Origin of the sequence: uncultured Nocardioides sp., assembly GCF_902805925.1 — a bacterium.
GTDB lineage: Bacteria > Actinomycetota > Actinomycetes > Propionibacteriales > Nocardioidaceae > Nocardioides.
Genome location: NZ_CADCUP010000155.1, coordinates 1 through 24,603, shown reverse-complemented (window position 1 = coordinate 24,603; position 24,603 = coordinate 1). Strand labels below are relative to the sequence as shown.

The window sequence follows — 24,603 nt, the reverse complement described above, 5'->3', positions numbered from 1 at the left end:
CTCGGGAGGTGGTGCGTCGTCGGCACACAGCCGCCGCGTCTGCTCCTCTGCCTCCCACAGGTCGACGCGCAGGCCGTCCCAGAGCCGCACGGAGGTGGAGGTGCCCGTCACCAGCGCGCGCCCGCGAGGTCGCGGCAGCCGCCACAGCACCGACCTCAGGTTGGAGGCGGTCCGGGCCTGGGGGGCCTCGGGCCACAGCCGCTCCGCCACGGCAGACCGGCCGGCCGGCCGGCCGCGGTGGCACACCGCCAGCAGCGCCAGCAGGCGCTGGGCCGACTGCGTCACCCGCAGCACCTCGTCGCCGAAGCTCAGCTCGAAGTCGCCGAGCAGCTGGAGGCGCGCGACAGGCACTGGTGCGGCGTTCATGCATCCCCTCCCGAGCGCCCTCTCCCCGACGCGACGAGACGGCAGCCCTGAGGTGCCCCCCACCTCCGGGCTCCATGCCGGAAGCCGCGCGGCAATCTCCCCTCCGGTCATGCGCCGGTGACGGCACCGTGACGCCTCGGTCGCGGCCCCCGGCACGGCACCGCAGGCGCGGCGCGGCACAGCACGTCGTACGCGCCGCCGTACGCCGGCCCGCACGGTCGCGACACGGGGGGAAGGGAACGTGGTCGGCGAGGGAGCGAGCCGCGCTCCACGACGGGAAGGCCCGACATGTTCCAGCACACCAAGGCGCTGCAGTACAACGCCAAGCCCGAGCGCCCCGACGCGCTCTACGCCGCCAAGCTCCAGGAGGTCATCGGCGGCCAGTTCGGCGAGATGACCGTGATGATGCAGTACCTCTGGCAGGGGTGGAACTGCCGCGTGCCCGGCAAGTACAAGGACATGATCCTCGACATCGGCACCGAGGAGATCGGCCACGTCGAGATGCTGACCACCATGTGCGCCCGCCTGCTCGAGGGCGCTCCGTCCGAGACGCAGGCCGACGCCGCCGCCGCCAACCCGGCCCTGGCCGCCGTGCTCGGCGGGCAGAACGTCCAGCAGGCCATCGTGACCGGTGGCGCGGCGATGCCCACCAACGCGCAGGGCGTGCCGTGGAACGGTGGCTACATCGTGGCCAGCGGCGACATGCTCGCCGACTTCCGCCACAACGTGGCCGCGGAGGCCCAGGGCCGCCTGCAGGTCTCGCGGCTCTACCAGATGACCGACGACCCCGGCGTCCGGGACATGCTCCAGTTCCTGCTGGCCCGCGACACCTTCCACCAGCAGCAGTGGCTGCTGGGCATCGAGCAGCTCATCGAGGACGGGCACACCGACGGGATCCAGGACTCGCTCGCCTCGGAGGAGAAGACCGAGCCGGGCCACACGTTCTACTCCTTCGACCCCGACAGCACCGCCGCGGAGGGACGCTGGGCCCAGGGCACCACGCTCGTGGGCGACCACGAGATCCAGTACGCCTTCGGCACCCCGCTCAGCGACGACGTCCAGCAGGTCCCCGCCCCCGACCCGATGCTGTTCGCGACATACGACGGCAGCATGGGCCCGGGCAAGCCGGGCACGGCCGGCGGCGCGTTCGTGCAGGGCGCCGAGAACCTGATCTCCAAGGCCAAGGACAAGCTCACCCCCGGGGAGTGACGTCCGAGACCGACCGAGATCCCCACCCGTCCGGGAGCAGACCGTGACCGAGATCGTGCTTCGCCCCCTGGCCGACGCCTTCATGCAGGTCGGCGTGTTCGTCGCCCTGCTGGTGGCGCCGTTCGGCTGGGCCCGCTACCGCTGGGGGCATCGTCTCGACGAGGCGCTGCTGCGCCACCGCCGCCTGGCACCGCTGGTCGCGGCGGCGCTGACGATGCCCCCCGGCTGCGGGGGCGCGATCATCGTGATGGCGGTCTACTCCCGGGGGGCGGTCTCCTACGGCACCGCCGTCGCCGCCCTCGTGGCCACCATGGGCGACGCGTCGTGGGTGCTCCTCGCTGCCGACCCGCTGCTGACGGTGCAGCTCAAGCTCCTGCTGCTCCTCGTCGGTGCCGCCACGGGGTACGCCGTGGACGCGCTCGGGGTCGCACCCCGGCGCCGGGCCGACTCCCGTCCGCCGCGGCAGGCGCCCCCGCCGGAGCCGTCGTACGCCGCGGCCCTGGCCACGCAGCCGGTACGCGGGCTGGGCCTGCTGCCGGCCACCCTGTGGATCACCCTCGGCACGGGAGCCACCGTCAGCCTCCCGGTCACCTTCCAGGTGCTCGACCCTGCCGCACTGGGACGCGCGGTCATGGGTGGGGTCGACCCCTACCTCCTGATCGGCGTCGTGGGCACGGTGCTGGCCGTCGTCGCCTTCGTGCACGGCGGCTGCCGGCTCGCCGACGACGACACCGACACCGCGCACCCCTCGTCGATGTCCCAGGTGCTGCGCCACGGCGGCCACGAGGTCGCCTTCATCACGGTCTGGGTGGCGGCCGCCTACCTCGCCTGGTCCCTGGTGACGCACACGACCGGGTTCGACGGCTCCCAGCTGCCGCTGCTCGGCGTCGCGGGCGTGGTCGTCGGCGCGCTCGTGGGACTCATCCCCGGGTGTGCCGTCCAGATCGTGTTCACCGGCATCTTCCTCGCCGGTGGGATGCCGCTGTCCACGCTGGTGGCCAACACCATCAGCCAGGACGGCGACGCCCTCCTGCCGCTGCTGGCCCTCGAGCACCGCTCCGCACTGCTCGCCACCGTCATCACCACGATCCCGGCCCTCGTCGTCGGGCTCGCCATGGTCGTCCTCGCCTGACCCCGACCCCTTCCCGGGAGGCCCCGATGCACACCAGCCACCTCACCACCACCCGCCTGCTCCTGCTGCTGGCGCTCGCCGCAGCAGCCACCAGCACCCCGTACGGCGTCGCGGTCGCGGTCGCGGTCGCCGCGATCACGATCCTGCGCGCCTGGGCAGGCTCCCACCTGGACGCCCGGGCCGGGACCGGCTCAGGCGCGGCTGGTGCCGGCGTGCTCGCCGGCGCGGAAGGCCGGGGAGTGCTCCAGCACGCCAGCCACCCGGGCCAGCGACCGGCTCACTGAGGTCAGCGGGGACCGGGCGGCGGGCAGGCGGCGGGCGACCTGGTCGAGGCGGTCGCGGGTGCGATCGATGACCGTCAGGGGGAGCGCGGCGAGCGCGTTGCCCGGTGGCCGGCGGGACACCACCGGGTGTGGGCGCGTCGGGGAGATCCGCCGTACGGCCTCCCAGGCGATGCCCAGCCGCCGCAGCTCGGCGGGCTCGAGCGCCTCCTGGAGACGGGGCAGGAGCACGTCCTCCTCGTCGCGGACGTCCTCCCGCAGCACGACCACCAGGCGGGCGACGATCCGGGACCGGGTGTCGGGGTCGAGGTCCTCCTTCTCCAGGGAGGCGACGAGCTCGTTGACCTGCTGGTGCTCCTCCTCGACCTGCCGGGTCAGCGCGTCGCCGTCGGGCAGCACCCGACGGATGACCGGCCAGAGCACCGCCTCCTCCGCGAAGGCGTGCGGGAACACGAGCCGGTTGATCTCGGTCAACACCTCGCGCTGCTGGTCGCCGGCGGGCCCGTCGAGGCGGTGCAGCAGCTCGTCGAGCCGCACGTGCTCACGCTTCTGACGGGTGAGCACGCTCCAACGCCCGCCCAGCTGGTCGACGTCCTGCGCTGCCAGTGATGTCATTGCCGGTCCCCTCCGATGGTGGAAGGCGGACGGGTACCCACGTCCTGTGGGCCGCATGCCGGCACCCCGCCACCGGCGCGGTGACGGGGTGCGGGGACGCCCTGGTCCGGGCGTGGGCTACTTGCGCGCGTTGATCTGCTCGGTCGCAGCCGGCAGCACCGCGTGCAGGTCGCCGACGACGCCGAAGTCGACGAGCTCGAAGATCGGCGCCTCGTCGTCCTTGTTGACCGCCACGATGGTCTTGGAGGTCTGCATGCCGGCACGGTGCTGGATCGCACCCGAGATGCCGTTGGCGACGTAGAGCTGCGGGGAGACCGTCTTGCCGGTCTGGCCGACCTGGAAGGTGTGCGGCTTCCAGCCGGAGTCGACCGCGGCACGCGAGGCGCCGACCGCCGCGCCCAGCGCGTCCGCGAGGCCCTCCACGCCCTGGAAGTCGCCGCCGGTGCCGCGCCCCCCGGAGACCACGATCGCGGCCTCGGTGAGCTCGGGGCGACCGCTGGCCTGGCGCGGCTGGCTGGCCACGATCTGCGCGCCCTTGGCGGCGTCGGAGACCGTCACCGTGACCGGCTCGACCGTGGCGGCGCCCTCCGCCTCCTCCGGGGCGGCGGAGTTGGGCTTGACGGTGATGATCGGCGTCCCTCGGGTCACCTTCGCGGTGACGGAGTAGCTGCCGGCGAAGACCGACTGGGTGGTCACCGGGCCGCCGTCACCGGCCCGGACGTCGACGGCGTCGGTGATGAGCCCGGACTCGATCTTGATGGCCAGCCGGGCGGCCACCTCCTTGCCCTCCAGCGAGGACGGCAGCAGCACCGCGGCCGGCGAGGTCCGCTCCACCAGCTGCTGGAGCGCCTCGGCCTTGGGGGCGACGAGGTAGCCCTTGATCTCGGCGTCGTCGACGACGTAGACCTTCTGGGCGCCGTACCGGCTGACGGCCCCGGCGACGGCGTCGGCCTTCTCGGCACCGCCGATGTAGACCGCGGAGGGCTCCCCGAGGCGCGCCGCGATGGTCAGCAGCTCGTAGGTCGGCTTCTTGACGGCTCCATCGACGTGGTCGACCAGGACGAGAACTTCAGACATCTCCAGCTCCTCGGGTGACGCTTCAGATGAACTTCTTGGCGGCGAGGAACTCGGTCAGCGCCGTGGCGCCCGAGCCGTCCTCGTCCTTGACGATCTCGCCGGCGCTGCGCGGCGGGCGCGCGGTGGCGTCCTCGACCACGGTCCACGCCACGGACAGGCCGACCTGGCCCGGGTCGACACCGAGGTCGGCCAGCGAGTAGGTCGCCATCGGCTTCTTCTTCGCGGCCATGATGCCCTTGAAGGAGGGGTAGCGCGCCTCGCCGGACTGGTCGGTGACCGACATGACCAGCGGCATCGTGGCCCCCACGACCTCGGTGGCGGCGTCGCCGTCGCGCTTGATGCGGACCTGGTCGCCCTGGGCCTCCACCACCGACGCCATGGTGACCTGCGGGAGACCGAGGCGCTCGGCGAGCATCGCCGGCACCACGCTGCCAGCCGCGTCGGTGCTGGCCATGCCGCACATCACCAGGTCGACCCTCGACTCGGCGCCGATCTTCTCGACGGCCTTGGCGAGCACCAGCGACGTGGCGATGTAGTCGGAGCCGGCGATGGCCTCGTCGGAGACGAGGACGCCCTTGTCGACGCCCATCTGCAGCGCCTTGCGGACGGCGTCGACGGCCTTCTCGGGACCCACGCACAGCGCGGTCACCGTGGTGTCGTCGCCGGCCTTCTCCTTGAGCTGGAGCGCCTGCTCGACGGCGTACTCGTCGAGCTCGGACAGCAGACCGTCGACGCCCACGCGGTCGACGGTGAGGTCGTCCTCGAAGTGGCGGTCGGCCGTGGAGTCCGGCACGTGCTTGACGCAGACAACAATGTTCATGGTGTGACCCGGAGGTCCTTCCTGTCCCGTTCGGCCGCGCAGGTGGATCACGCGTGGCCCTGCACTCGGCTGGTGCTGCCGAGGCTACTAGCGAGGTGCCCACCGCGGAACGCGGCTCCAGGTGGGATCTCTCACAGCAGGACTGTCACGGTGCTGCGGGGCGCGGGACGATCGGCCGGGCGTGCCTCAGGGCCGGATCAGCCGGTCGAGGACGCGCCCCAGGACGAGCCACGCGATCGCGCCGATCCCCCAGTTGACCAGCGCGTTCCTGACCCCGGCGTCCTTGCCGACGAACTGCGTGAGGCCGTCGTCGCGGGAGAAGACACCGAGGTCGACGGTGTCGGTCCCCGCGAGCACGAAGGAGACGAGGTCGTTGCCCTCGTCCGCCCCGAGCGCCACGAGCAGGGCCCCCACCGCGAGCACCAGCGCGGCGAGCACGCAGACCAACCAGACCACCTGGGCGAGGCGGGCCCGGACCGCGTCGACCACGTGCGCGACGGACCTCCGGGTGCCCCTGCGCTGCGAGCCGGTGCGGTCGGACCCTGCATCCGTCTCCACGGTGACCCCCTCCTCTCGCTGGTCGTGCCCGGCGCCGGGATCAGCGACCCACGAACTCGGCCTTGCCCGGCCCCTTCTCAACGAACGACCCCATGCCGATGGCACGGTCCTCGGTCGCGAAGAGTGCGGCGAACTGCTGTCGCTCGATCTCCAGGCCCGTCTCGAGGTCCGTCTCGAGGCCGCGGTCGATGGTCTCCTTGGCCGCCCGGAGAGCGTACGACGCGGCGCCGGTGAACTGGCGGGCCCATGCCTGCGCCTCGTCGTACACCTGCTCGGCGGGCACGACCCGGTCGACCAGGCCGATGGCGAGTGCCTCCTCGGCCTGCACGAAGCGGCCGGTGAAGATGAGGTCCTTGGCCCGGCTCGGACCGACCAGCCGGCTCAGCCGCTGCGTGCCGCCGGCGCCGGGGATGATGCCGAGCAGGATCTCGGGCTGGCCGAGCACCGCGTTGTCGGCGGCGAAGCGCACGTCGGCGCAGAGCGCCAGCTCGCAGCCGCCGCCGAGGGCGTAGCCGGTGATCGCGGCGACCACCGGCTTGGGGATCCGCGCCACCGAGGTGAGCGCCGACTGCAGCGCGCCGGAGCGCTTGACCATGTCGGTGTAGGACATCTCGGCCATCTCCTTGATGTCCGCCCCGGCGGCGAAGACCCGATCGCCGCCGTGCACGACGACGGCCCTGACGTCGTCACGCGCGGACGCCTCCGTGGCGGCGGCCCGGATCTCCTCCTGCACCTGCTCGTTGAGGGCGTTCATCTTGGGGCGGTCGAGCCGGATGGTGCCGACCCCGCCCTCGACCTCGAGACGGACGAACTCCACTTTTCGACCTCCAGCTGCTCGGCGACGGATCACGCGCGACGGGCCACGTGCGAGGGACCGAGCCTAGAGCCCCGTCGCCGACGGGGTGCCCCTCACCTGCGGGGGAAGCGTCCGACAGCAGGCGGACCGACCCCTCGATGCAGCACAATGACCGCCGTGACACCGGGAATGTGGGACCACATCGGCCAGCGCAACCCCGTCTGGCCGGGGCGCAACTGGCCCCTGGGCGCGACGTGGAGCGAGGAGTCGACGAACTTCGCGGTCTACGCACCGCGCGCCACGCGGGCCTGGGTCTGCCTCTTCGAGGACGACGGCCGGGGCACCGGGGTCGAGACCCGGGTCGAGCTGACCGAGCAGTCCCTCGGCATCTGGCACAGCGCCGTGCCCGGCCTGGTGGTGGGCACGCTCTACGGCTACCGGGCCGAGGGTCCGTGGCGGCCCGAGGAGGGACTGCGGTTCAACGTCGAGAAGCTGCTGCTGGACCCGTACGGCCGCGCCGTCTCGGGCACGCTCACCCCGCACCCGGCGATCTACTCCTACGTGCCGGGCGAGCCGGGGCGGTCCAGCGAGCTCGACTCCGCGCCGTACGTGCCGCGCAGCGTCGTGGTGCACGACGAGTTCGACTGGGGCGGCGAGGTCCCGCTCGGGCGGCGGTGGCGCGACACGGTGATCTACGAGCTGCACGTCAAGGGGATGACCAAGCTGCACGACCGGGTGCCCGAGCACCTGCGCGGCACCTACGCCGGCCTCGCGACGCCCGCGGTCACCGACTACCTCAAGGACCTCGGCGTCACCGCCGTCGAGCTGCTGCCCGTGCACCAGTTCGTCTCGGAGCCGCCGCTGGCCGAGCGTGGCCTGGTGAACTACTGGGGCTACAACTCCATCGGGTTCTTCGCCCCGCACAACGCCTACTCCTCCTCCGGCGACCGCGGCCAGCAGGTCACCGAGTTCAAGCGGATGGTCAAGGCGTTCCACGACGCGGGTCTCGAGGTCTACCTCGACGTCGTCTACAACCACACCGCCGAGGCCGGGCCGCGGGGACCCACGCTGAGCTTCCGGGGCCTCGACGACCGCGGCTACTACCAGCGGGTCAGCGACCTGCTGAACCCCAGCGCGAGGACCGACAGCTACTGGGACGTCACCGGCTGCGGCAACACCGTCGACGCCACCCATACCCAGCCGCTGCGGATGATCCTCGACTCCCTGCGCTACTGGGTGAGCGAGATGCACGTCGACGGGTTCCGCTTCGACCTCATGTCGGCCCTCGCCCGCACCAACCGGCAGATCGACATGGGCAGCCACCTGCTCGTCGCCATCGGGCAGGACCCGGTGCTGCGGCACGTGAAGCTGGTGGCCGAGCCGTGGGACGCCTCCATGGAGGGCTACCGCGTCGGTGGCTTCCCGCCGCCCTGGATCGAGTGGAACGACCAGTACCGCGACACCGTCCGCGACTTCTGGCGCGGGCGCGCGCACGGCATCCGCACGGTGGCCACCCGGCTCGCGGGCTCCTCCGACCTGTACGCCGACGACGGCCGGTCGCCGTACGCCTCGGTGAACTTCGTGACCGCGCACGACGGCTTCACGCTGCGCGACCTGGTGTCCTACGAGCGCAAGCGCAACGAGGCCAACGGCGAGGACAACCGCGACGGCACCGACAACAACCGGTCGTGGAACTGCGGCGCCGAGGGCGAGACCGACGACCCCGACGTCGTGGCCCTGCGGCGGCGCCAGGCGGCCAACATGATGGCGACCCTCTGCTTCTCGGCGGGCGTGCCGATGCTGACCGCGGGCGACGAGCGCGGGCGCACCCAGGGTGGCAACAACAACGCCTACGGCCAGGACGACGAGACCTCGTGGATCGACTGGCGCCCCGACGACGCGTGGCTCGACCTCTACGAGTTCACCAAGACCGCGTTGCGGCTGCGGCGCGAGCACCCCGCCCTGCGGCAGCGGCACTGGTTCGAGGGGCGGCCCACCATCGAGGGCGGTCCCAAGGACCTCGTCTGGCTGCACCCCGAGGGCCGGGAGATGTCCTCCGTCGACTGGCGCGACGACTCCGTGAAGGTGATCGGCATGTTCGTGCTCGGCGACCCGCTGCGCTTCCCCGGCCCCCGCGGTGAGCAGCTGCGGGACAAGTCGTTCATGATCTGGCTGAACTCCGGCCCGGACCCCGTCGAGCTGACCATGACGGAGAACGCGTGGGTCGCCGCCGGGGAGGTGGTGCTCTCCACCGACACGACGAACCCGATCGGCACCACGGTCAAGAGCGGGCAGCAGCTGACGCAGGAGGGCCGCTCGGTGCTGGTGCTGCGCCAGCTCTGAGCCGGCGCGGCACCCGCACCACCGCTCAGGAGGGCAGGGCCACCAGGCCGAGCTCGGCGATCGAGGACAGCGACTCGTTGCGCGGCACGACCCGCACGGTGTAGCCGAAGGAGCCCGAGGTCGACAGCGGGACGTCGGCGTCGAACCGGTGCCGGTTGCCCTCCCAGCTCTCCCCCACGCGCATCACGCCGATGGAGGAGCCGCGGATCTCGTCGTCCCCGGTGGTGCGCCCGTGCACGACCTGGACCTGGACGTCGTCGGGGGTCAGGTCGCCCAGTGCGACGAACGCGTGCACCTCGAAGGTGGCACCCACCTCGGGTGAGTCGCCCACGCCTGCGGACTCGACGTGCTCGACGCGCACCGACGGCCAGGTCGCACGCACCTGCTGCTTCCACCTCGACAGCTCGCGCGCGCCGGCGTAGTCGGAGTTGAGCGAGCGGGCGGTGGCGGCGGCGGGGGCGTAGAGCTCGCGCACGTAGTCGCGCACCTGCCGCGTGGCGAGCACCTTGGGGCCGAGCGACTTCAGGGTGTGGCGCACCATCTCCAGCCAGCGGGTGGGCACGCCCTCCTCGTCGACGTCGTAGAAGCGCGGCGTCACCTCGTTCTCGATGAGGTCGTAGAGCGCGGTGGCCTCGAGGTCGTCGCGGCGGTCGGGGTCCTCGACGCCGTCGGCCGACGGGATCGCCCAGCCGTTCATGCCGTCGTACCACTCGTCCCACCAGCCGTCGAGGATCGAGAGGTTCAGGCCGCCGTTGAGGGCTGCCTTCATGCCGGAGGTGCCGCAGGCCTCGTAGGGGCGCAGCGGGTTGTTCAGCCAGACGTCGCAGCCGGGGTAGAGCGGCTGCGCCATGGCGATGTCGTAGTTGGGCAGGAACGCGATGCGGTGGCGCACCTCCGGGTCGTCGGCGAACCTGACGATCTCCTGGATCAGCCTCTTGCCGCCCTCGTCGGCCGGGTGCGACTTGCCGGCGATGACCAGCTGGACGGGCCGCTCGGGGTCGAGCAGCAGCTTCTTCAGCCGGGCGGGGTCGCGCAGCATCAGCGTGAGCCGCTTGTACGACGGCACGCGGCGCGCGAAGCCGATGGTGAGCACGTCGGGGTCCAGGGCCTTGTCGGTCCAGCCGAGCTCGGCCTTGGCGTAGCCACGCTTCAGCGCGGACCGGCTGATCCGGGCGCGGGCGTCCTCGACGAGCCGGGCGCGCAGGGTGCGCTTGAGGTCCCAGATCTCCTTGCCGCTGATCTCGTCGACGAGCGGCCACAGCGCGTCGGTGTCGTCGCCGTCGACGTCGGCGCCGCGGGACCGGGCGAGCTCGAAGATCTCGGGGGCGATCCACGTGGGCCCGTGGACGCCGTTGGTGATGGAGCCGATCGGCACCTCGGCCTCGTCGAAGGCGGGCCAGAGGCCGTTGAACATGCCGCGCGACACCACGCCGTGCAGCTGGGAGACGCCGTTGGCGCGCTGGGCGAGACGAAAGCCCATCACGGCCATGTTGAACACCGAGGCGTCGCCGGCGGCGTAGTCCTCGGCGCCCAGGGCCAGCACCCGGCCGACCGGCACGCCGGGCGTCGGCGAGGAGCCGCCGCCGAAGTACTGCTCGACGAGCTCGCGCGGGAAGCGGTCGATGCCCGCGGGCACCGGGGTGTGGGTCGTGAAGACGGTGCCGGCGCGAGACACCTCGAGCGCGGTGTCGAAGTCGAGGTGCGGGCCGTCGTCGGCGACGGTCAGCTCGCGGATGCGCTCGATGCCCAGGAAGCCGGCGTGGCCCTCGTTGGTGTGGAAGACCTCCGGATTCGGTGCGCCGGTGATGCGGGAGTAGACGCGCAGGGCCCGCACGCCACCGACGCCGAGGAGCAGCTCCTGGCGCAACCGGTGCTCGGAGTTGCCGCCGTACAGCCGGTCGGTGACGTCGCGGTAGTGCTGGCTGTTCTCCTCGACGTCGGAGTCGAGGAGGAGCAGCGGGACGCGCCCGACGTTGGCGACGAAGATCCTGGCGACGAGGTCCGGCCCGTCGGGCAGCGAGATCGAGACGCTGGCGCGCGAGCCGTCGGCCTCGCGCAAGGGCGTGAGCGGCAGCTCGTCGGGGTCGAGCAGCGGGTAGGTCTCCTGCTGCCAGCCGTCCTTGGACAGCGACTGCTTGAAGTAGCCGTGGCGGTAGAGCAGGCCGACGCCCACGACCGGGACACCGAGGTCGGAGGCTGCCTTGAGGTGGTCGCCGGCGAGGATGCCGAGGCCGCCGGAGTACTGCGGCAGCACCGCCGTGATGCCGTACTCCGGGGAGAAGTAGGCGATCGAGCGGGGCGCGTCGGGCCCGGCCCTGCGGGCGTACCAGCGCTCACCGGTGAGGTACTCGTCGAGGTCGGCCTTGGCGGCGCCGAGGGTCTGGAGGAACGACTCGTCGCCCGCCAGCTCGTCGAGACGCGCCCGACCGACGGCACCCAGGAGGCGCACCGGGTCCCGGTTGACGTGCTCCCAGACCTGCGGGTCGACCGCGCGGAAGACGTCCTGGGTCTCGGGGTGCCAGGACCAGCGCAGGTTGCCCGCCAGCACGCCCAGGGCGGTCAGTGGTCGGGGCAGGACGGGGCGGACGGTGAAACGTCGGATGGCTCGCACCCGCTGACGGTAGCCAACTTCCTTGGATCGTTCCAACCTTTCGCGACACCGATCCGGCGCCGACCCTCATCCTTTGAGCCATTTCGTCGGCCACCGGGTGGGACGCGATGGCGCCGTCTTGCATGCGGCCGAGCATTTCGGTGAGTGTTGAGCCATGGTCGGACGAATCCCCATCATGGACGTGCACCCGGTCGTCGACCTCGGACGGCAACCGGCGAAGGCGACGGCCGGCGAGCCGCTGCCCGTCCGGGCGTCGGTGTTCCGGGAGGGTCACGACAAGCTCGGAGCCGAGGTCGTGCTGACCGGTCCCGACGGCGCGCGGCGCGCCCCGGTGCGGATGATCAAGCACGCCCACGTGCCCGACCGCTACGACGCCCTGGTCACCCCCGACCAGCCCGGCGACTGGACCTTCGAGATCCACGGGTGGTCCGACCCGATCGGCACGTGGCAGCACAACGCCGGGGTGAAGATCCCGGCCGGCGTCGACGTCGAGCTGATGTTCACCGAGGGCCGGCTGCTGATCAACCGCGTCATCGCCGCGGGTGGCCTCTCGACCGCCGAGCGGCACGTGCTCACCGGCGCGGCCGAGGCCGCCGCCGACGAGTCCCGCCCGGTGCAGGCCCGGGTCGCGGCCCTCCAGGCCCCCGAGCTCGACGCCGTCCTGCTGGCCCACCCGCTGCGCGAGCAGGTGACCGTCGAGGGCCCCTACCCGGCGTACGCCGACCGCACCCGCGCGCTCTTCGGCAGCTGGTACGAGTTCTTCCCTCGCTCCGAGGGCGCCACCCGCGACGAGACGACCGGCAAGGTCGCCTCCGGAACGTTCGCCACCGCGGCGAAGCGGCTCGACGCGGTGGCCGAGATGGGCTTCGACGTCATCTACCTGCCGCCGATCCACCCGATCGGCGAGGTCAACCGCAAGGGCCCCAACAACACCCTCACCCCCGGCCCCGACGACACCGGCTCGCCGTGGGCCATCGGCAGCAAGGACGGCGGCCACGACGCCATCCACCCCGACCTCGGCACGTTCGAGGACTTCGACGCCTTCGTCGCCCGCGCCGGCGAGCTCGGGCTGGAGGTCGCGCTCGACCTCGCGCTGCAGGCGGCGCCCGACCACCCGTGGGTGACCACCAACCCGGAGTGGTTCACCACCCGCGCCGACGGCACCATCGCCTACGCCGAGAACCCGCCGAAGAAGTACCAGGACATCTACCCGGTCAACTTCGACAACGACCCCACCGGGATCTGCCGCGAGGTCCTGCGGATCGTGCGGCACTGGATGGCGCACGGCGTGCGCATCTTCCGCGTCGACAACCCGCACACCAAGCCGCTGGCGTTCTGGGAGTGGCTGCTCAAGGAGGTGCGGCGCACCGACCCTGACGTCATCTTCCTCTCCGAGGCCTTCACCCGGCCGGCGATGATGCACGGCCTCGGCGCGGTGGGCTTCCACCAGTCCTACACCTACTTCACCTGGCGCACCGCCAAGGGCGAGCTGGGCGACTACCTCCTCGAGGTGTCCCACGAGTCCGACCACACGATGCGCCCGAACTTCTTCGTCAACACCCCCGACATCCTCCACGCCTACCTGCAGTACGGCGGCCCGGCGGCGTTCAAGATCCGCGCCGCGGTGGCGGCCACCGGCTCGCCGAGCTGGGGCGTCTACGCCGGCTACGAGCTCTACGAGCACGTGGCGGTCAAGCCGGGCAGCGAGGAGTACCTCGACTCCGAGAAGTACCAGATCCGCCTGCGCGACTGGGACTCCGCGGCGGCCGAGGGCCGCACGCTCGCGCCGTACATCACCCGCCTCAACCGCCTGCGCCGCGCGCACCCGGCCCTCCAGCTCCTGCGCAACGTCACGGTCCACGCCACCGACGACGACGCCGTGCTGGCCTACAGCAAGATCGCCGGCGACGACGTCGTCATCGTGGTGGCCAACCTCGACCCGCACGGCACCCGCGAGACGATGCTCCACCTCGACCTGCCCGCCCTCGGGCTCGACTGGGGCGACTCGTTCATCGCCCACGACGAGATCACCGGCGAGGAGTGGAGCTGGGGCGCGCACAACTACGTCCGTCTCGACCCCGGCTACGAACCCGTCCACATCATCTCCGTCAGGAGCGCCCGTTGACCGACCCCGAGAGCCTGCTCGACACCATCCCGACCACCGAGGAGCCCATCCACCCGGCGAGCGCCCAGGAGATCGGCGAGCTCGCGATCGGCAACCAGCCCGACTGGTTCAAGACGGCGGTGTTCTACGAGGTGCTGGTGCGGTCCTTCCGCGACTCCAACGCCGACGGCGTCGGTGACTTCAAGGGACTCATCGAGAAGCTCGACTACCTCGCCTGGCTCGGTGTCGACTGCCTGTGGGTGCCGCCGTTCTTCACCTCGCCCCTGCGAGACGGCGGCTACGACGTCGCCGACTACACCGGCATCCTGCCCGAGTGCGGCAGCGTCGAGGACTTCCACGAGTTCCTCGACGAGGCCCACAAGCGGGGCATCCGCGTGATCATCGACTTCGTCATGAACCACACCTCCGACGCCCACCCGTGGTTCCAGGAGTCGCGCAAGCACCCGGACGGCCCGTACGGCGACTTCTACGTGTGGTCCGACACCGACGAGCTCTACGAGGAGGCGCGGATCATCTTCGTCGACACCGAGCCGTCGAACTGGAGCTGGGACGCCGAGCGCGGGCAGTACTACTGGCACCGCTTCTTCCACCACCAGCCCGACCTCAACTTCGACAACCCCCGGGTGCACGACGCGATGCTGGAGGCCATGGCCTTCTGGCTCGACATGGGTCTCGACGGCTTCCGCCTCGACGCCGTGCCGTACCTCTACGAGCGCCCGGGCACCCACGGCGAGAACCTGCCGGAGACCCACGAGTTCCTCAAGAAGTGCCGCCGCTTCGTCGACGAGCGCTACCCCGGACGCGTGCTGCTGTGCGAGGCCAACCAGTGGCCCACCGACGTCGTGGAGTACTTCGGCGACCCCGAGGTCGGGGGCGACGAGTGCCACATGGCCTTCCACTTCCCCGTCATGCCGCGCATCTTCATGGCCGTGCGCCGGGAGTCCCGCTTCCCGATCTCCGAGATCATGGCGCAGACGCCGGCCATCCCGGAGAACTGCCAGTGGGGCATCTTCCTGCGCAACCACGACGAGCTGACGCTCGAGATGGTCACCGACGAGGACCGCGACTACATGTGGTCGGAGTACGCCACCGACCCGCGGATGAAGGCCAACATCGGCATCCGTCGCCGGCTGGCCCCCCTGCTCGACAACGACATCAACCGCATGGAGCTGTTCACCGCACTGCTGCTCTCGCTGCCCGGCTCGCCGGTGCTGTACTACGGCGACGAGGTGGGCATGGGCGACAACATCTGGCTCGGTGACCGCGACGGCGTGCGCACCCCGATGCAGTGGACGCCCGACCGCAATGCCGGGTTCTCCTCCGCCACGCCCGGCAAGCTCCACCTGCCGGCCGTCCAGGACCCGGTCTACGGATACCAGAGCGTGAACGTCGAGGCGCAGCTGGAGAACTCCTCCAGCCTGCTGCACTGGACCCGCCGGATGATCCACGCCCGCCGCGGCCACGACGCCTTCGGCCTGGGCACCTTCACCGACCTGGGCGGGTCCAACCCGAGCGTGCTCTCCTATGCCCGCGAGCACGAGGACGACGTGATGATCTGCGTCAACAACCTCTCCCGCTTCTCCCAGCCGGTCGAGCTCGACCTGCGCCACTGGGAGGGCTACGTGCCCGTCGAGGTGCTCGGCGGCGTGCCGTTCCCGGCCGTCGGCGAGCTGCCGTACCTCCTGACCATGGGTGGCTACGGCTTCTACTGGTTCCGACTGACCCCGCCACAGACCACCGGGGTCCCGCCCGAAGGAGGCCAGGCATGAGCGACCACCCGCAGCTGGAGGCGTACCTCGACGCGGCGCGCTGGTTCGGCGGCAAGGGCCGGGGCGCCTCGGTGACGGCGATCGAGCGCATCGCCACCATCGAGGGCGAGCCCATCCTCACCGTCGACCTGATCACCATCGCCTACGACGACGGCGGCGAGGACGACACCTACCAGCTGCCGATGGCCAACTACACCGAGCCGCAGGACCGTCTCGAGCACGCCCTCGTCGGCCAGTGGGACGACGGCCGCCTCGGCGGCGTCCACATCTGGGCCTACGACGCGCTGCACGACCGCCAGGCGATGGCGCGCTACCTGCAGGCCTTCGCCGAGACCGAGGAGTCCCGTGAGCTCGGCGGGCTGACCTTCCACCGCCTGCCCGGCCACGACTTCGACACCGAGGCGCACTCGACGCTGTTCACCGGTGAGCAGTCGAACTCCTCGGTGGCCTTCGGCGAGGACTCGGTGATGAAGGTGTTCCGCAAGATCACCCCGGGCACCAACCCCGACATCGCGATCCACGAGGTGCTCACCCGCGCCTCCTCGGAGCACGTGGCCGCGCTGTACGGCTGGGTGGAGGCGCCGCACGACGAGACGGTCCTGCACCTCGCGATGCTCCAGCAGTTCCTCCGCACCGGCAGCGACGGGTGGGACCTCGCCCAGGCGAGCGTGCGCAACCTGCTCAGCGAGGGCGACCTGCACGCCGACGAGGTCGGCGGCGACTTCGCCGGGGAGGCGGCCCGGCTGGGCGTCGCCCTGGCCGAGACGCACCAGGTGCTCGCCGAGCACTTCCCCACCCACGACCGCACGCCCGCGGAGATGGGCGAGCTCGCCGACTCCATGCGGGCCCGCCTCGACGCCGCCCTGCCGGTCGCCCCGCAGCTCGCCGACTTCGAGCCGGCCCTCCGCGCGGCGTACGACGCGGTGGCGCAGCTGCCGGGCAGCGAGGTGCAGACCGTCCACGGCGACCTGCACCTGGGCCAGACCCTGCGCACGGTCAAGGGCTGGAAGATCGTGGACTTCGAGGGCGAGCCGGCCCGCCCGCTCGCCGAGCGGCTGCTGCCCGACTCCCGGTGGCGCGACGTGGCCGGGATGCTGCGCAGCTTCGACTACGCGCCCCGGGTGGCCTCGATGATCGTGAGCGGCGGCAGCACCGAGGGCGGGGAGCAGCGGGCCTACCGGGCCCGGGAGTGGTCCACCCGCAACCGCCAGGCCTTCCTCTCCGGCTACGCCGACCGCGAGCTGGAGGTCGACGAGCGCACCCTGCTCGACGCCTACGTCGCCGACAAGGCCGTCTACGAGGCCGTCTACGAGGTCCGCAACCGCCCCGCCTGGGTGAGCATCCCGCTCGAGGCGCTGGCCGAGGTCACCCAACGGGCCTGACTGGCCAACCTGACCGGCCGCACCCGAACGTGCCACTACTACTGTGAACGGATGAGCGAGCACATGACTGTCTCCACTCACGAGCTCGACCAGGTCGTCAACGGGGAGCACGGCCACCCGCACCACGTGCTCGGCCCGCACGTGCACGAGGGCGGCGTCACCGTGCGCGCCCTCAAGCCGCTGGCGTCCAGCGTCACCGTGGTGCATGCCGGGGGCGAGACTCCGCTGACGCACGAGCACGCAGGCATCTGGGTCGGTCGGCTCGACGTGGCCGACGTGCCCGACTACCGCCTCGCCGTGGCCTACGACGGCCCGGCGACGACCCTCGACGACCCCTACCGCTTCCTGCCGACCCTCGGCGCGACCGACCTCCACCTGATCAACGAGGGCCGCCACGAGAACCTCTGGGAGGTCCTCGGCGCCCGGGTGCACCGCTACGCCGGCGGTGTCACCGGCACCTCCTTCGCGGTGTGGGCGCCCAGCGCCCGCGGCGTGCGCCTGAAGAGCGACTTCAACAGCTGGGACGGCCGTGAGCACCCGATGCGCCAGCTGGGCACCTCCGGCGTCTGGGAGCTCTTCGTGCCCGACGTCGGCTCCGGCACGCGCTACAAGTTCGCGATCCTCGGCGCCGACGGCGAGTGGCGGGAGAAGGCCGACCCGATGGCCTTCCACACCGAGGTGCCCCCACTGACCTCGAGCGTGGTGTTCGAGTCCTCCTACACCTGGGGCGACGACGCGTGGATGGAGGCGCGGCCGGCCAAGCAGCCGGTCTCCGCCCCGATGAGCGTCTACGAGCTGCACCTCGGGTCGTGGCGCAAGCACCACGGCGGCGGGCTCTACAGCTACGCCGACCTGGCCGAGTCGCTGGTGCCGTACCTGGTGGACCTCGGCTTCACCCACGTCGAGCTCATGCCGGTCATGGAGCACCCCTTCGGTGGCTCGTGGGGCTACCAGGTGACGTCGTACTTCGCGCCCACCGCGCGCTTCGGCGACCCCGACGGCCTGCGGCTGCTGATCGACCGCCTGCACCAGGCCGGCATCGGCGTCATCGTCGACTGGGTGCCCGCGCACTTCCCCAAGGACGTCTTCGCCCTCGCGCGCTTCGACGGCACGCCGCTCTACGAGGACCCCAACCCCATGCGCGGCGAGCAGCCCGACTGGGGCACCTACGTCTTCAACTTCGGCCGGCGCGAGGTGCGCAACTTCCTGGTCGCCAACGCGCTCTACTGGCTGGAGCAGTTCCACATCGACGGCCTGCGGGTCGACGCCGTCGCCTCGATGCTCTACCTCGACTACTCGCGCGAGCCCGGCCAGTGGAGCCCGAACGTCCACGGCGGACGGGAGAACCTCGAGGCGGTGCAGTTCCTCCAGGAGATGAACGCCACCGTCTACAAGCGGGTGCCCGGCGCGATGACCATCGCCGAGGAGTCCACCTCCTGGCCCGGCGTCACCAGGCCGACGTCGGAGGGCGGCCTGGGATTCGGCTTCAAGTGGAACATGGGGTGGATGCACGACACCCTCGGCTACGTCGAGAAGGACCCCGTGCACCGCAGCCACCACCACAGCCAGATGACGTTCTCGATGGTCTACGCCTACTCCGAGAACTACGTGCTGCCCATCAGCCACGACGAGGTCGTGCACGGCAAGGGCTCGCTGCTGCGCAAGATGCCCGGTGACCGCTGGCAGCAGCTGGCCAACCTGCGTGCCTACCTGGGCCTCATGTGGGCCCATCCCGGCAAGCAGCTCGTCTTCATGGGCGCCGAGCTGGGCCAGGAGTCGGAGTGGGCCGAGGCCCGCGAGCTCGACTGGTGGCTCCTGGACCACCCCGAGCACGAGGGCGTGCACTCCCTGGTCCGTGACCTGAACCGCGTGTACGCAGCGACCCCTGCCCTCTACGCCCGCGACCACGAGCCCGACGGCTTCGAGTGGCTCGACGCCGACGACAGCCAGCGCAACGTCTTCGCCTTCGTGCGCCGCGCCCCGGGCGAGCCCGACCTGGTGTGCGTCGCCAACTTCGCCGCCGTACCGCACGAGGGCTACCACCTCGCACTCCCCCGCCCCGGCACCTGGGACGAGGTCGTCAACACCGACGCCGAGAGCTACACCGGGTCCGGCGTGGGCAACCTCGGCTCGGTCGAGGCGACGGAGTCGGGCGCCACGATCGTGGTGCCGCCCCTCGCGACGGTGTACTTCCGGCACCGCGGCTGAGCGGCCGACTTCCTTCTGCTTCATCAAGGTATGCAGGTGAACCGGGGCTTCCCATGGCCTGCAATCCGTGGGAAGCCCTGGTTCGCCGACATACCTTGATGAATCCGCCACGACGAGCCACCGACGCACCCGCCCGGTCCTCCACAGGAGGTACGCCTCCCCGCCACGCCGCACGCCGACGGCCGTCACCATGGTGCGATGGACATCAGCGAGGCACTGGGCGAGAGCCCGGGCTTCTTCACCCGTGCGCAGGCCGTGGACGCCGGCTACTCCGACCAGCAGATCGCCGCACAGGTGCGCTCATCGGCATGGATCCGCTTCCGGCGTGGCTACTACGCACCGGGTGACATGTGGCGCCGGCTCGACGAGGTCGCGCGCCACCGCCTCCGTAGCCGGGCGGTGATGCACTCCTTGGGACCAGCGGTCGTCCTCAGCCATGTCTCGGCAGCGGTCGAGCTCGGGCTGGTGACCTGGGGTCAGCGCCTCGACCGCGTCCACGTCACTCGGCTCGACGGCGGAGCCGGACGGGTGGAGGGCGACGTGGTGCACCACGAGGGTCTCTGCCTCGCAGACGACGTGCACCTGCTCGACGGGTTGCCGGTGATGGCGCCGGAGCGAGCGGCCCTCGAGGCGGGGAGCAAGGTCAGCGGCGACGCCGCCCTGTCGGTCCTGGACTCCGTGCTGCACGAGGGCCTGGCCGATCATGACGGTCTCTCACGGCGGTTCGTCCAGATGCGGCACTGGCCGCACATGCGCCACCTCCACGTGCCCGTCCGGATGGCCGACGCCGGAGCCGACGGCCCGGGCGAGTCTCGCGGACGCTGGCTGTTCTGGAAGCAGGGCATCCCGGCACCGATCACCCAGTACGCCGTGCACGACACCGACGGGTCGCTCCTCGGCACCTGCGACTGGGGATGGCCGCAGCACGAGTTGCTCGGCGAGTTCGACGGTCGCCTCAAGTACGGCCGCCTCGTCCCCGAGGGGCAGACGCCGGGGGACGTCGTCTTCGCCGAGAAGAGGCGGGAGGACCGGCTTCGGGAGCTCACCGGCTTCGCGATGGTCCGACTGGTCTGGTCCGACCTCGACCGTCCGCGGCTCACCGGGGACCGCATCAGGCAGGCGATGCGGGTGGTGGGGTGACGAGGGCGGTGGCGGCACTGCTTCATCAAGGTATGTAGGCGAAGTGCCACTTCCCACGGCTAGCACGCCATGGGAAGCATCGGCTCATCTGCATACCTTGATGAACCAACCAGGAGCCGCCCACCGGCCAGCCACCGGGGGCTATCGGACGCCGCCAACTCGCGGCAAGATCCGGGGATGACCACCTTCGTGTTCGACTTCGCCGACGGCAACAAGGATCAGAAGGACCTGCTGGGTGGGAAGGGCGCCAACCTGGCGGAGATGACCAACCTCGGCCTGCCGGTGCCGCCCGGCTTCACGATCACCACCGAGGCCTGCCGGGCCTACCTCGACAGCGGCGGCCAGCCGGAGGGGCTGGCCGAGGAGGTCGCCGAGCACCTGCGCACGCTCGAGCAGACCATGGGCCGCACCCTGGGTGACGCCGCGGACCCGCTGCTGGTGAGCGTGCGCAGCGGCGCCCGCGACTCGATGCCCGGCATGATGGAGACGGTCCTCAACATCGGGCTCAACGACGAGTCGGTCGTGGGACTCGGGCAGCGGAGCGACGACGAGCGGTTCGCGCTCGACTCCTACCGCCGGCTGCTGCAGATGTTCGGCTCGACGGTGATGGGTGTCGAGGGCGAGCGGTTCTCCGAGGCGCTCGACGCGGCGAAGCGGGCCAAGGGCACCGACGACGACCTCGACCTCGACGCCGAGGACCTGCGCGCGCTCGTCGCGACGTACAAGCAGGTCATCGAGGAGGATGCCGGACGAGCGTTCCCGCAGCGGCCGGGCGAGCAGCTGGAGCTGGCGATCCGCGCGGTCTTCGACTCCTGGAACACCGAGCGCGCGGTGCTCTACCGCCGGCAGGAGCGCATCGCCGAGGGGCTGGGCACGGCCGTCAACGTGCAGGCGATGGTGTTCGGCAACGGCGGCATGGACTCGGGGTCGGGGGTCGCGTTCACGCGCGACCCGGCGAGCGGCGAGCAGGGCGTGTACGGCGACTACCTGCAGAACGCCCAGGGCGAGGACGTCGTGGCGGGCATCCGCAACACGGTGTCGCTGGCCGACTTCCGCGAGGTCGACGAGGCGTCGCACGACGAGCTGCTCGACATCATGGCGACGCTGGAGCAGCACTACCGCGACATGTGCGACATCGAGTTCACCGTCGAGCACGCCAAGCTGTGGATGCTGCAGACCCGGGTCGGCAAGCGGACCCCCGAGGCGGCGTTCCGGATCAGCATGCACATGGCCGACGAGGGGCTCATCGACGCCGACGACACCGTACGCCGCGTCACCGGCGCCCAGCTCGCCTCCCTGATGTTCCCCCGCTTCGACCCCGACGCCGAGCGCAACCTGATCGCGACCGGCATGAACGCCTCCCCGGGGGCGGCGGTCGGCAAGGTCGTCTTCGACTCCGACACCGCGATCGCGTGGACCGAGCGCGGCGAGGACGTCATCCTCGTGCGCAAGGAGACCAACCCCGACGACCTGCGGGGCATGGTGGTGGCGCGCGGGATCCTCACCAGCCGCGGCGGCAAGACCAGCCACGCTGCGGTGGTGGCGCGCGGCATGGGCCGCACCTGCGTGTGCGGCGCGGAGTCGCTCGACGTCGACGCGAGGGCCAAGGAGGTCCGCGTCCGGGACGGCGAGACGCTCTCCGAGGGCGACGTCATCTCGATCGACGGCACGACCGGGCAGGTGTTCGCCGGGGAGGTCCCCGTCTCCGACTCGGTGGTGGTGCGCCACTTCGAGGGGGAGGACCTCGGCGACGACGACCTGGTCAAGGCGGTGGCCCGGGTGATGAAGCACGCCGACGGGGTCCGTCGCCTCGGCGTGCGCGCGAATGCCGACACCCCCGAGGACGCCGCGCGCGCCCGCCGCTTCGGCGCGGAGGGCATCGGCCTGTGCCGCACCGAGCACATGTTCCTCGGCGACCGGCGCGGGCTGGTGGAGAGCCTGATCGTGGCGCAGGAGGAGGTCGAGCAGGAGAAGGCCCTGGCCGCGCTCCTCCCCCTGCAGCGCGAGGACTTCACGGACATCCTCGAGGCGATGGACGGCCTGCCCGTCACGATCCGGCTCATCGACCCGCCGCTGCACGAGTTCCTGCCCGACCACACCGACCTGTCGGTCAAGGTCGCGCTCGCCGAGGAGCGGGGAGAGGTCGACGAGCACGACCGCCGGCTGCTGGTGGCGGTCAAGCAGCTGCATGAGCAGAACCCCATGCTCGGGCTGCGCGGCGTGCGCCTCGGCATCCTGATCCCCGGCCTGTTCACCATGCAGGCCCGGGCCATCCTCGAGGCGGCCGCCGACCGCACCGCCGCCGGCGGCGACCCACGACCGGAGATCATGATCCCGCTCGTGGCCAGCGTCCGGGAGCTCGACGTGGTCAAGCGGCGCATCCTCGACATCGCCGAGGAGGTCCAGGCCGAGCGCGGGGTCGAGGTGGCCTTCAAGGTCGGCACGATGATCGAGCTGCCCCGGGCGGCCGTGCTCGCCGACCGGATCGCGCTGAGCGCCGAGTTCTTCTCCTTCGGCACCAACGACCTCACCCAGATGACCTGGGGCTTCTCGCGCGACGACGTGGAGTCCTCGTTCTTCTCCACCTACCTCGACAACGGCATCTTCGACGTCTCCCCGTTCGAGTCGCTGGACACCCTGGGCGTCGGTGCGCTGGTGCGGATGGGCACCGAGCGCGGGCGGTCGACGCGGCCCGACCTGCACGTGGGCGTCTGCGGCGAGCACGGCGGCGACCCGGCGTCGATCCACTTCTTCGACGAGGTCGGCCTCGACTACGTCTCGTGCTCGCCCTTCCGGGTGCCCGTGGCGCGGCTGGAGGCGGGTCGCGCGCGGCTGGACTGACGCCCGCGTGGCTAGGGTGGCCGCGTGAGCCACCCCGACCAGCCGACGCTCTCGGACGGCCTGCTGACCCTGCGGCCCACCACCCTCGCCGAGGGCCGGCTCGCCACCTTCGTGGTGGAGCACGACGGCACCTCCATCGGCGAGGTGGGCGTCACCGGCGACGGCAGCCTGCACTGGGCGCTGGGCAGTGACCACCGCGGCCACGGCTACGCCACCCGCGCCGTGCGGGTGCTGGCGGACTGGTCCCTCACCGATCGCGACCAGGGCGGCCTCGGGCTGCGGCGCATCCAGGCCAGGGTGGACGCCCGCGACGACTCCTCGCTGCGCGTGGCGACCCGGTCCGGGCTGCGGCGCGAGGGCTCCCAGCGGGTGGCCGCCGGCACCGACCGCGACGTGAGCGAGTACGTCGTCCTGGCGCGGCTGGCGGACGACCCGCCGCTGAGCGACCCGGCCAGCTTCCGGGCGCTGCTGAACTCCTTCCTCCCCCGCAAGCGCGCCATCAGCCAGCTGCTGGTGCGCGACCACGACGGCCGGGTCCTGCTGTGCCAGCTCACCTACAAGCGCGACTGGGACCTGCCGGGCGGGGTCGTCGAGGTCGGCGAGTCACCGCACCTCGCCGCGGGACGGGAGGTGACCGAGGAGCTCGCCCTGGACATCGCACCCGGCCGGCTGGTGCTCACCGACTGGCTGCCGCCGTGGGGCGGCTGGGACGACGCGCTCTGCCTGGTCTTCGACGGCGGCGTGCACGACGCCTCGATCGTCGCCGACGTCGTCCGGCAGGAGCGCGAGATCCGGGACGCCCGGTTCCTCACCCCCGACCAGGTGCGCGAGCGCGCCGCCGACTTCACCGCCCGCCGCATCGAGTCGGCGCTGGCCAACCTCGACCCGGCCCGCCTCGACGGCGGCACGGCGTACACGGAGTCGGGCCGGCCGCACTGACCCCCCAACAACCTATTGACAGTCGTCGGCAGCTGAGTGGAGACTCACCCCCAACCAATCGTTGGAGGGTCAATGGAGAAGCAGCTCTCGGCACTGCGCGCCAAGGCGCACCCGGTGCGCCTGCGCATCCTGTCGCTGCTGACTGGCACCGCGATGAGCGCGGCGGAAGTGGCGCGCGAGCTCGACATCAGCCATGCCAGCGCGTCGTACCACCTGCGCACCCTCCTCGGCGTCGGTGAGCTCGAGGAGGCCGGCGAGGAGATGATCCGCGGCGGGGTGGCCAAGCGCTACCGCTACCCGCACGAGCGCGCCGCCTCCGCGCCCGCCCCCGGACCGCGCCCCCCGGCCGAGGACTTCACCGCCTACCTGCAGGCGGTGCACCGCGAAGGGG

Annotated in this window: 18 protein-coding genes; 11 read left to right on the top strand and 7 right to left on the bottom strand. The window is 71.5% G+C overall.

Features of this window, described 5'->3' with window-relative positions; translation table 11 throughout:
* Nucleotides 1-366: hypothetical protein (locus QZX64_RS11320; protein WP_295659760.1), on the bottom strand; the 366-nt coding region annotated here is incomplete at its 3' end.
* A 288-nt stretch (nt 367-654) separates the two neighbouring features.
* Here QZX64_RS11320 and QZX64_RS11315 point away from each other — a divergent pair.
* Nucleotides 655-1,575, top strand: coding sequence for a manganese catalase family protein (locus tag QZX64_RS11315; RefSeq protein WP_295659757.1), 921 nt, complete (start codon nt 655-657; stop codon nt 1,573-1,575).
* 43 nt (nt 1,576-1,618) lie between these two features.
* Nucleotides 1,619-2,707: a putative manganese transporter gene (locus QZX64_RS11310; protein ID WP_295659754.1), complete on the top strand. Its 1,089-nt coding sequence runs from the start codon at nt 1,619-1,621 to the stop codon at nt 2,705-2,707.
* Nucleotides 2,708-2,898: 191 nt separating this feature from the next.
* Here QZX64_RS11310 and QZX64_RS11305 read toward each other — a convergent pair whose 3' ends face one another.
* The 5 genes from QZX64_RS11305 to QZX64_RS11285 all read right to left on the bottom strand — a co-directional run bounded on the left by QZX64_RS11305 (nt 2,899) and on the right by QZX64_RS11285 (nt 6,875).
* The gene (locus QZX64_RS11305) at nt 2,899-3,603 is read right to left on the bottom strand and encodes a hemerythrin domain-containing protein (protein ID WP_295659750.1); all 705 of its coding nucleotides are present in this window, start codon (nt 3,601-3,603) and stop codon (nt 2,899-2,901) included.
* A gap of 117 nt (nt 3,604-3,720) precedes the next feature.
* On the bottom strand, nt 3,721-4,680 hold the full coding sequence (locus QZX64_RS11300; protein ID WP_295659747.1) for an electron transfer flavoprotein subunit alpha/FixB family protein: 960 nt from the start codon (nt 4,678-4,680) through the stop codon (nt 3,721-3,723).
* Nucleotides 4,681-4,702: 22 nt separating this feature from the next.
* Nucleotides 4,703-5,500, bottom strand: coding sequence for an electron transfer flavoprotein subunit beta/FixA family protein (locus QZX64_RS11295; RefSeq protein WP_295659744.1), 798 nt, complete (start codon nt 5,498-5,500; stop codon nt 4,703-4,705).
* A gap of 186 nt (nt 5,501-5,686) precedes the next feature.
* A complete protein-coding gene (locus QZX64_RS11290) occupies nt 5,687-6,058 on the bottom strand; it encodes a hypothetical protein (RefSeq protein ID WP_295659742.1) in 372 nt (123 codons plus the stop codon).
* A gap of 40 nt (nt 6,059-6,098) precedes the next feature.
* Nucleotides 6,099-6,875 carry an enoyl-CoA hydratase/isomerase family protein gene (locus QZX64_RS11285; protein WP_295659740.1) on the bottom strand — a complete coding sequence of 259 codons (777 nt, stop codon included), beginning with the start codon at nt 6,873-6,875 and terminating at the stop codon, nt 6,099-6,101.
* Between the two features lie 156 nt (nt 6,876-7,031).
* Here QZX64_RS11285 and glgX point away from each other — a divergent pair, with 156 nt between their 5' ends.
* Nucleotides 7,032-9,197, top strand: a complete 2,166-nt coding sequence (glgX, locus tag QZX64_RS11280) for a glycogen debranching protein GlgX (RefSeq protein WP_295659739.1) — start codon at nt 7,032-7,034, stop codon at nt 9,195-9,197.
* Nucleotides 9,198-9,222: 25 nt separating this feature from the next.
* Here the strand turns inward: glgX and glgP are convergent, their stop codons facing one another.
* Nucleotides 9,223-11,808, bottom strand: coding sequence for an alpha-glucan family phosphorylase (glgP, locus tag QZX64_RS11275; RefSeq protein WP_295659736.1), 2,586 nt, complete (start codon nt 11,806-11,808; stop codon nt 9,223-9,225).
* A 154-nt stretch (nt 11,809-11,962) separates the two neighbouring features.
* Between glgP and QZX64_RS11270 the strand changes: the two genes are divergently transcribed.
* The 8 genes from QZX64_RS11270 to QZX64_RS11235 all read left to right on the top strand — a co-directional run.
* Complete coding sequence (locus QZX64_RS11270) at nt 11,963-13,933, top strand: alpha-1,4-glucan--maltose-1-phosphate maltosyltransferase (protein WP_295659733.1); 1,971 nt, start codon at nt 11,963-11,965, stop codon at nt 13,931-13,933.
* Nucleotides 13,934-13,980: 47 nt separating this feature from the next.
* The gene (gene treS, locus QZX64_RS11265) at nt 13,981-15,702 is read left to right on the top strand and encodes a maltose alpha-D-glucosyltransferase (RefSeq protein ID WP_295659762.1); all 1,722 of its coding nucleotides are present in this window, start codon (nt 13,981-13,983) and stop codon (nt 15,700-15,702) included.
* Nucleotides 15,699-17,084 carry a maltokinase N-terminal cap-like domain-containing protein gene (locus QZX64_RS11260; RefSeq protein ID WP_295659731.1) on the top strand — a complete coding sequence of 462 codons (1,386 nt, stop codon included), beginning with the start codon at nt 15,699-15,701 and terminating at the stop codon, nt 17,082-17,084. Before treS ends, QZX64_RS11260 begins: the two co-directional genes overlap by 4 nt.
* Before the next feature lie 63 nt (nt 17,085-17,147).
* Complete coding sequence (glgB, locus tag QZX64_RS11255) at nt 17,148-19,292, top strand: 1,4-alpha-glucan branching protein GlgB (protein WP_295659729.1); 2,145 nt, start codon at nt 17,148-17,150, stop codon at nt 19,290-19,292.
* Between the two features lie 198 nt (nt 19,293-19,490).
* Nucleotides 19,491-20,432: a type IV toxin-antitoxin system AbiEi family antitoxin domain-containing protein gene (locus tag QZX64_RS11250; protein ID WP_295659726.1), complete on the top strand. Its 942-nt coding sequence runs from the start codon at nt 19,491-19,493 to the stop codon at nt 20,430-20,432.
* Between the two features lie 177 nt (nt 20,433-20,609).
* Nucleotides 20,610-23,273, top strand: coding sequence for a pyruvate, phosphate dikinase (gene ppdK / locus QZX64_RS11245; RefSeq protein WP_295659724.1), 2,664 nt, complete (start codon nt 20,610-20,612; stop codon nt 23,271-23,273).
* 24 nt (nt 23,274-23,297) lie between these two features.
* On the top strand, nt 23,298-24,212 hold the full coding sequence (locus tag QZX64_RS11240; protein ID WP_295659722.1) for a GNAT family N-acetyltransferase: 915 nt from the start codon (nt 23,298-23,300) through the stop codon (nt 24,210-24,212).
* A 72-nt stretch (nt 24,213-24,284) separates the two neighbouring features.
* Nucleotides 24,285-24,603 (top strand): helix-turn-helix domain-containing protein (locus QZX64_RS11235; protein ID WP_295659720.1); only part of this gene is annotated, 319 nt, incomplete at its 3' end.

Bases quoted from the DNA above. Each gene is read 5' to 3' on its own strand.
- QZX64_RS11315 (WP_295659757.1), top strand. From the start codon at position 655: ATGTTCCAGCACACCAAGGCGCTGCAGTACAACGCCAAGCCCGAGCGC.
- QZX64_RS11305 (WP_295659750.1), bottom strand. From the start codon at position 3,603: ATGACATCACTGGCAGCGCAGGACGTCGACCAGCTGGGCGGGCGTTGG.
- QZX64_RS11300 (WP_295659747.1), bottom strand. From the start codon at position 4,680: ATGTCTGAAGTTCTCGTCCTGGTCGACCACGTCGATGGAGCCGTCAAG.
- QZX64_RS11295 (WP_295659744.1), bottom strand. From the start codon at position 5,500: ATGAACATTGTTGTCTGCGTCAAGCACGTGCCGGACTCCACGGCCGAC.
- QZX64_RS11270 (WP_295659733.1), top strand. From the start codon at position 11,963: ATGGTCGGACGAATCCCCATCATGGACGTGCACCCGGTCGTCGACCTC.
- QZX64_RS11260 (WP_295659731.1), top strand. From the start codon at position 15,699: ATGAGCGACCACCCGCAGCTGGAGGCGTACCTCGACGCGGCGCGCTGG.
- glgB (WP_295659729.1), top strand. From the start codon at position 17,148: ATGACTGTCTCCACTCACGAGCTCGACCAGGTCGTCAACGGGGAGCAC.
- QZX64_RS11250 (WP_295659726.1), top strand. From the start codon at position 19,491: ATGGACATCAGCGAGGCACTGGGCGAGAGCCCGGGCTTCTTCACCCGT.
- ppdK (WP_295659724.1), top strand. From the start codon at position 20,610: ATGACCACCTTCGTGTTCGACTTCGCCGACGGCAACAAGGATCAGAAG.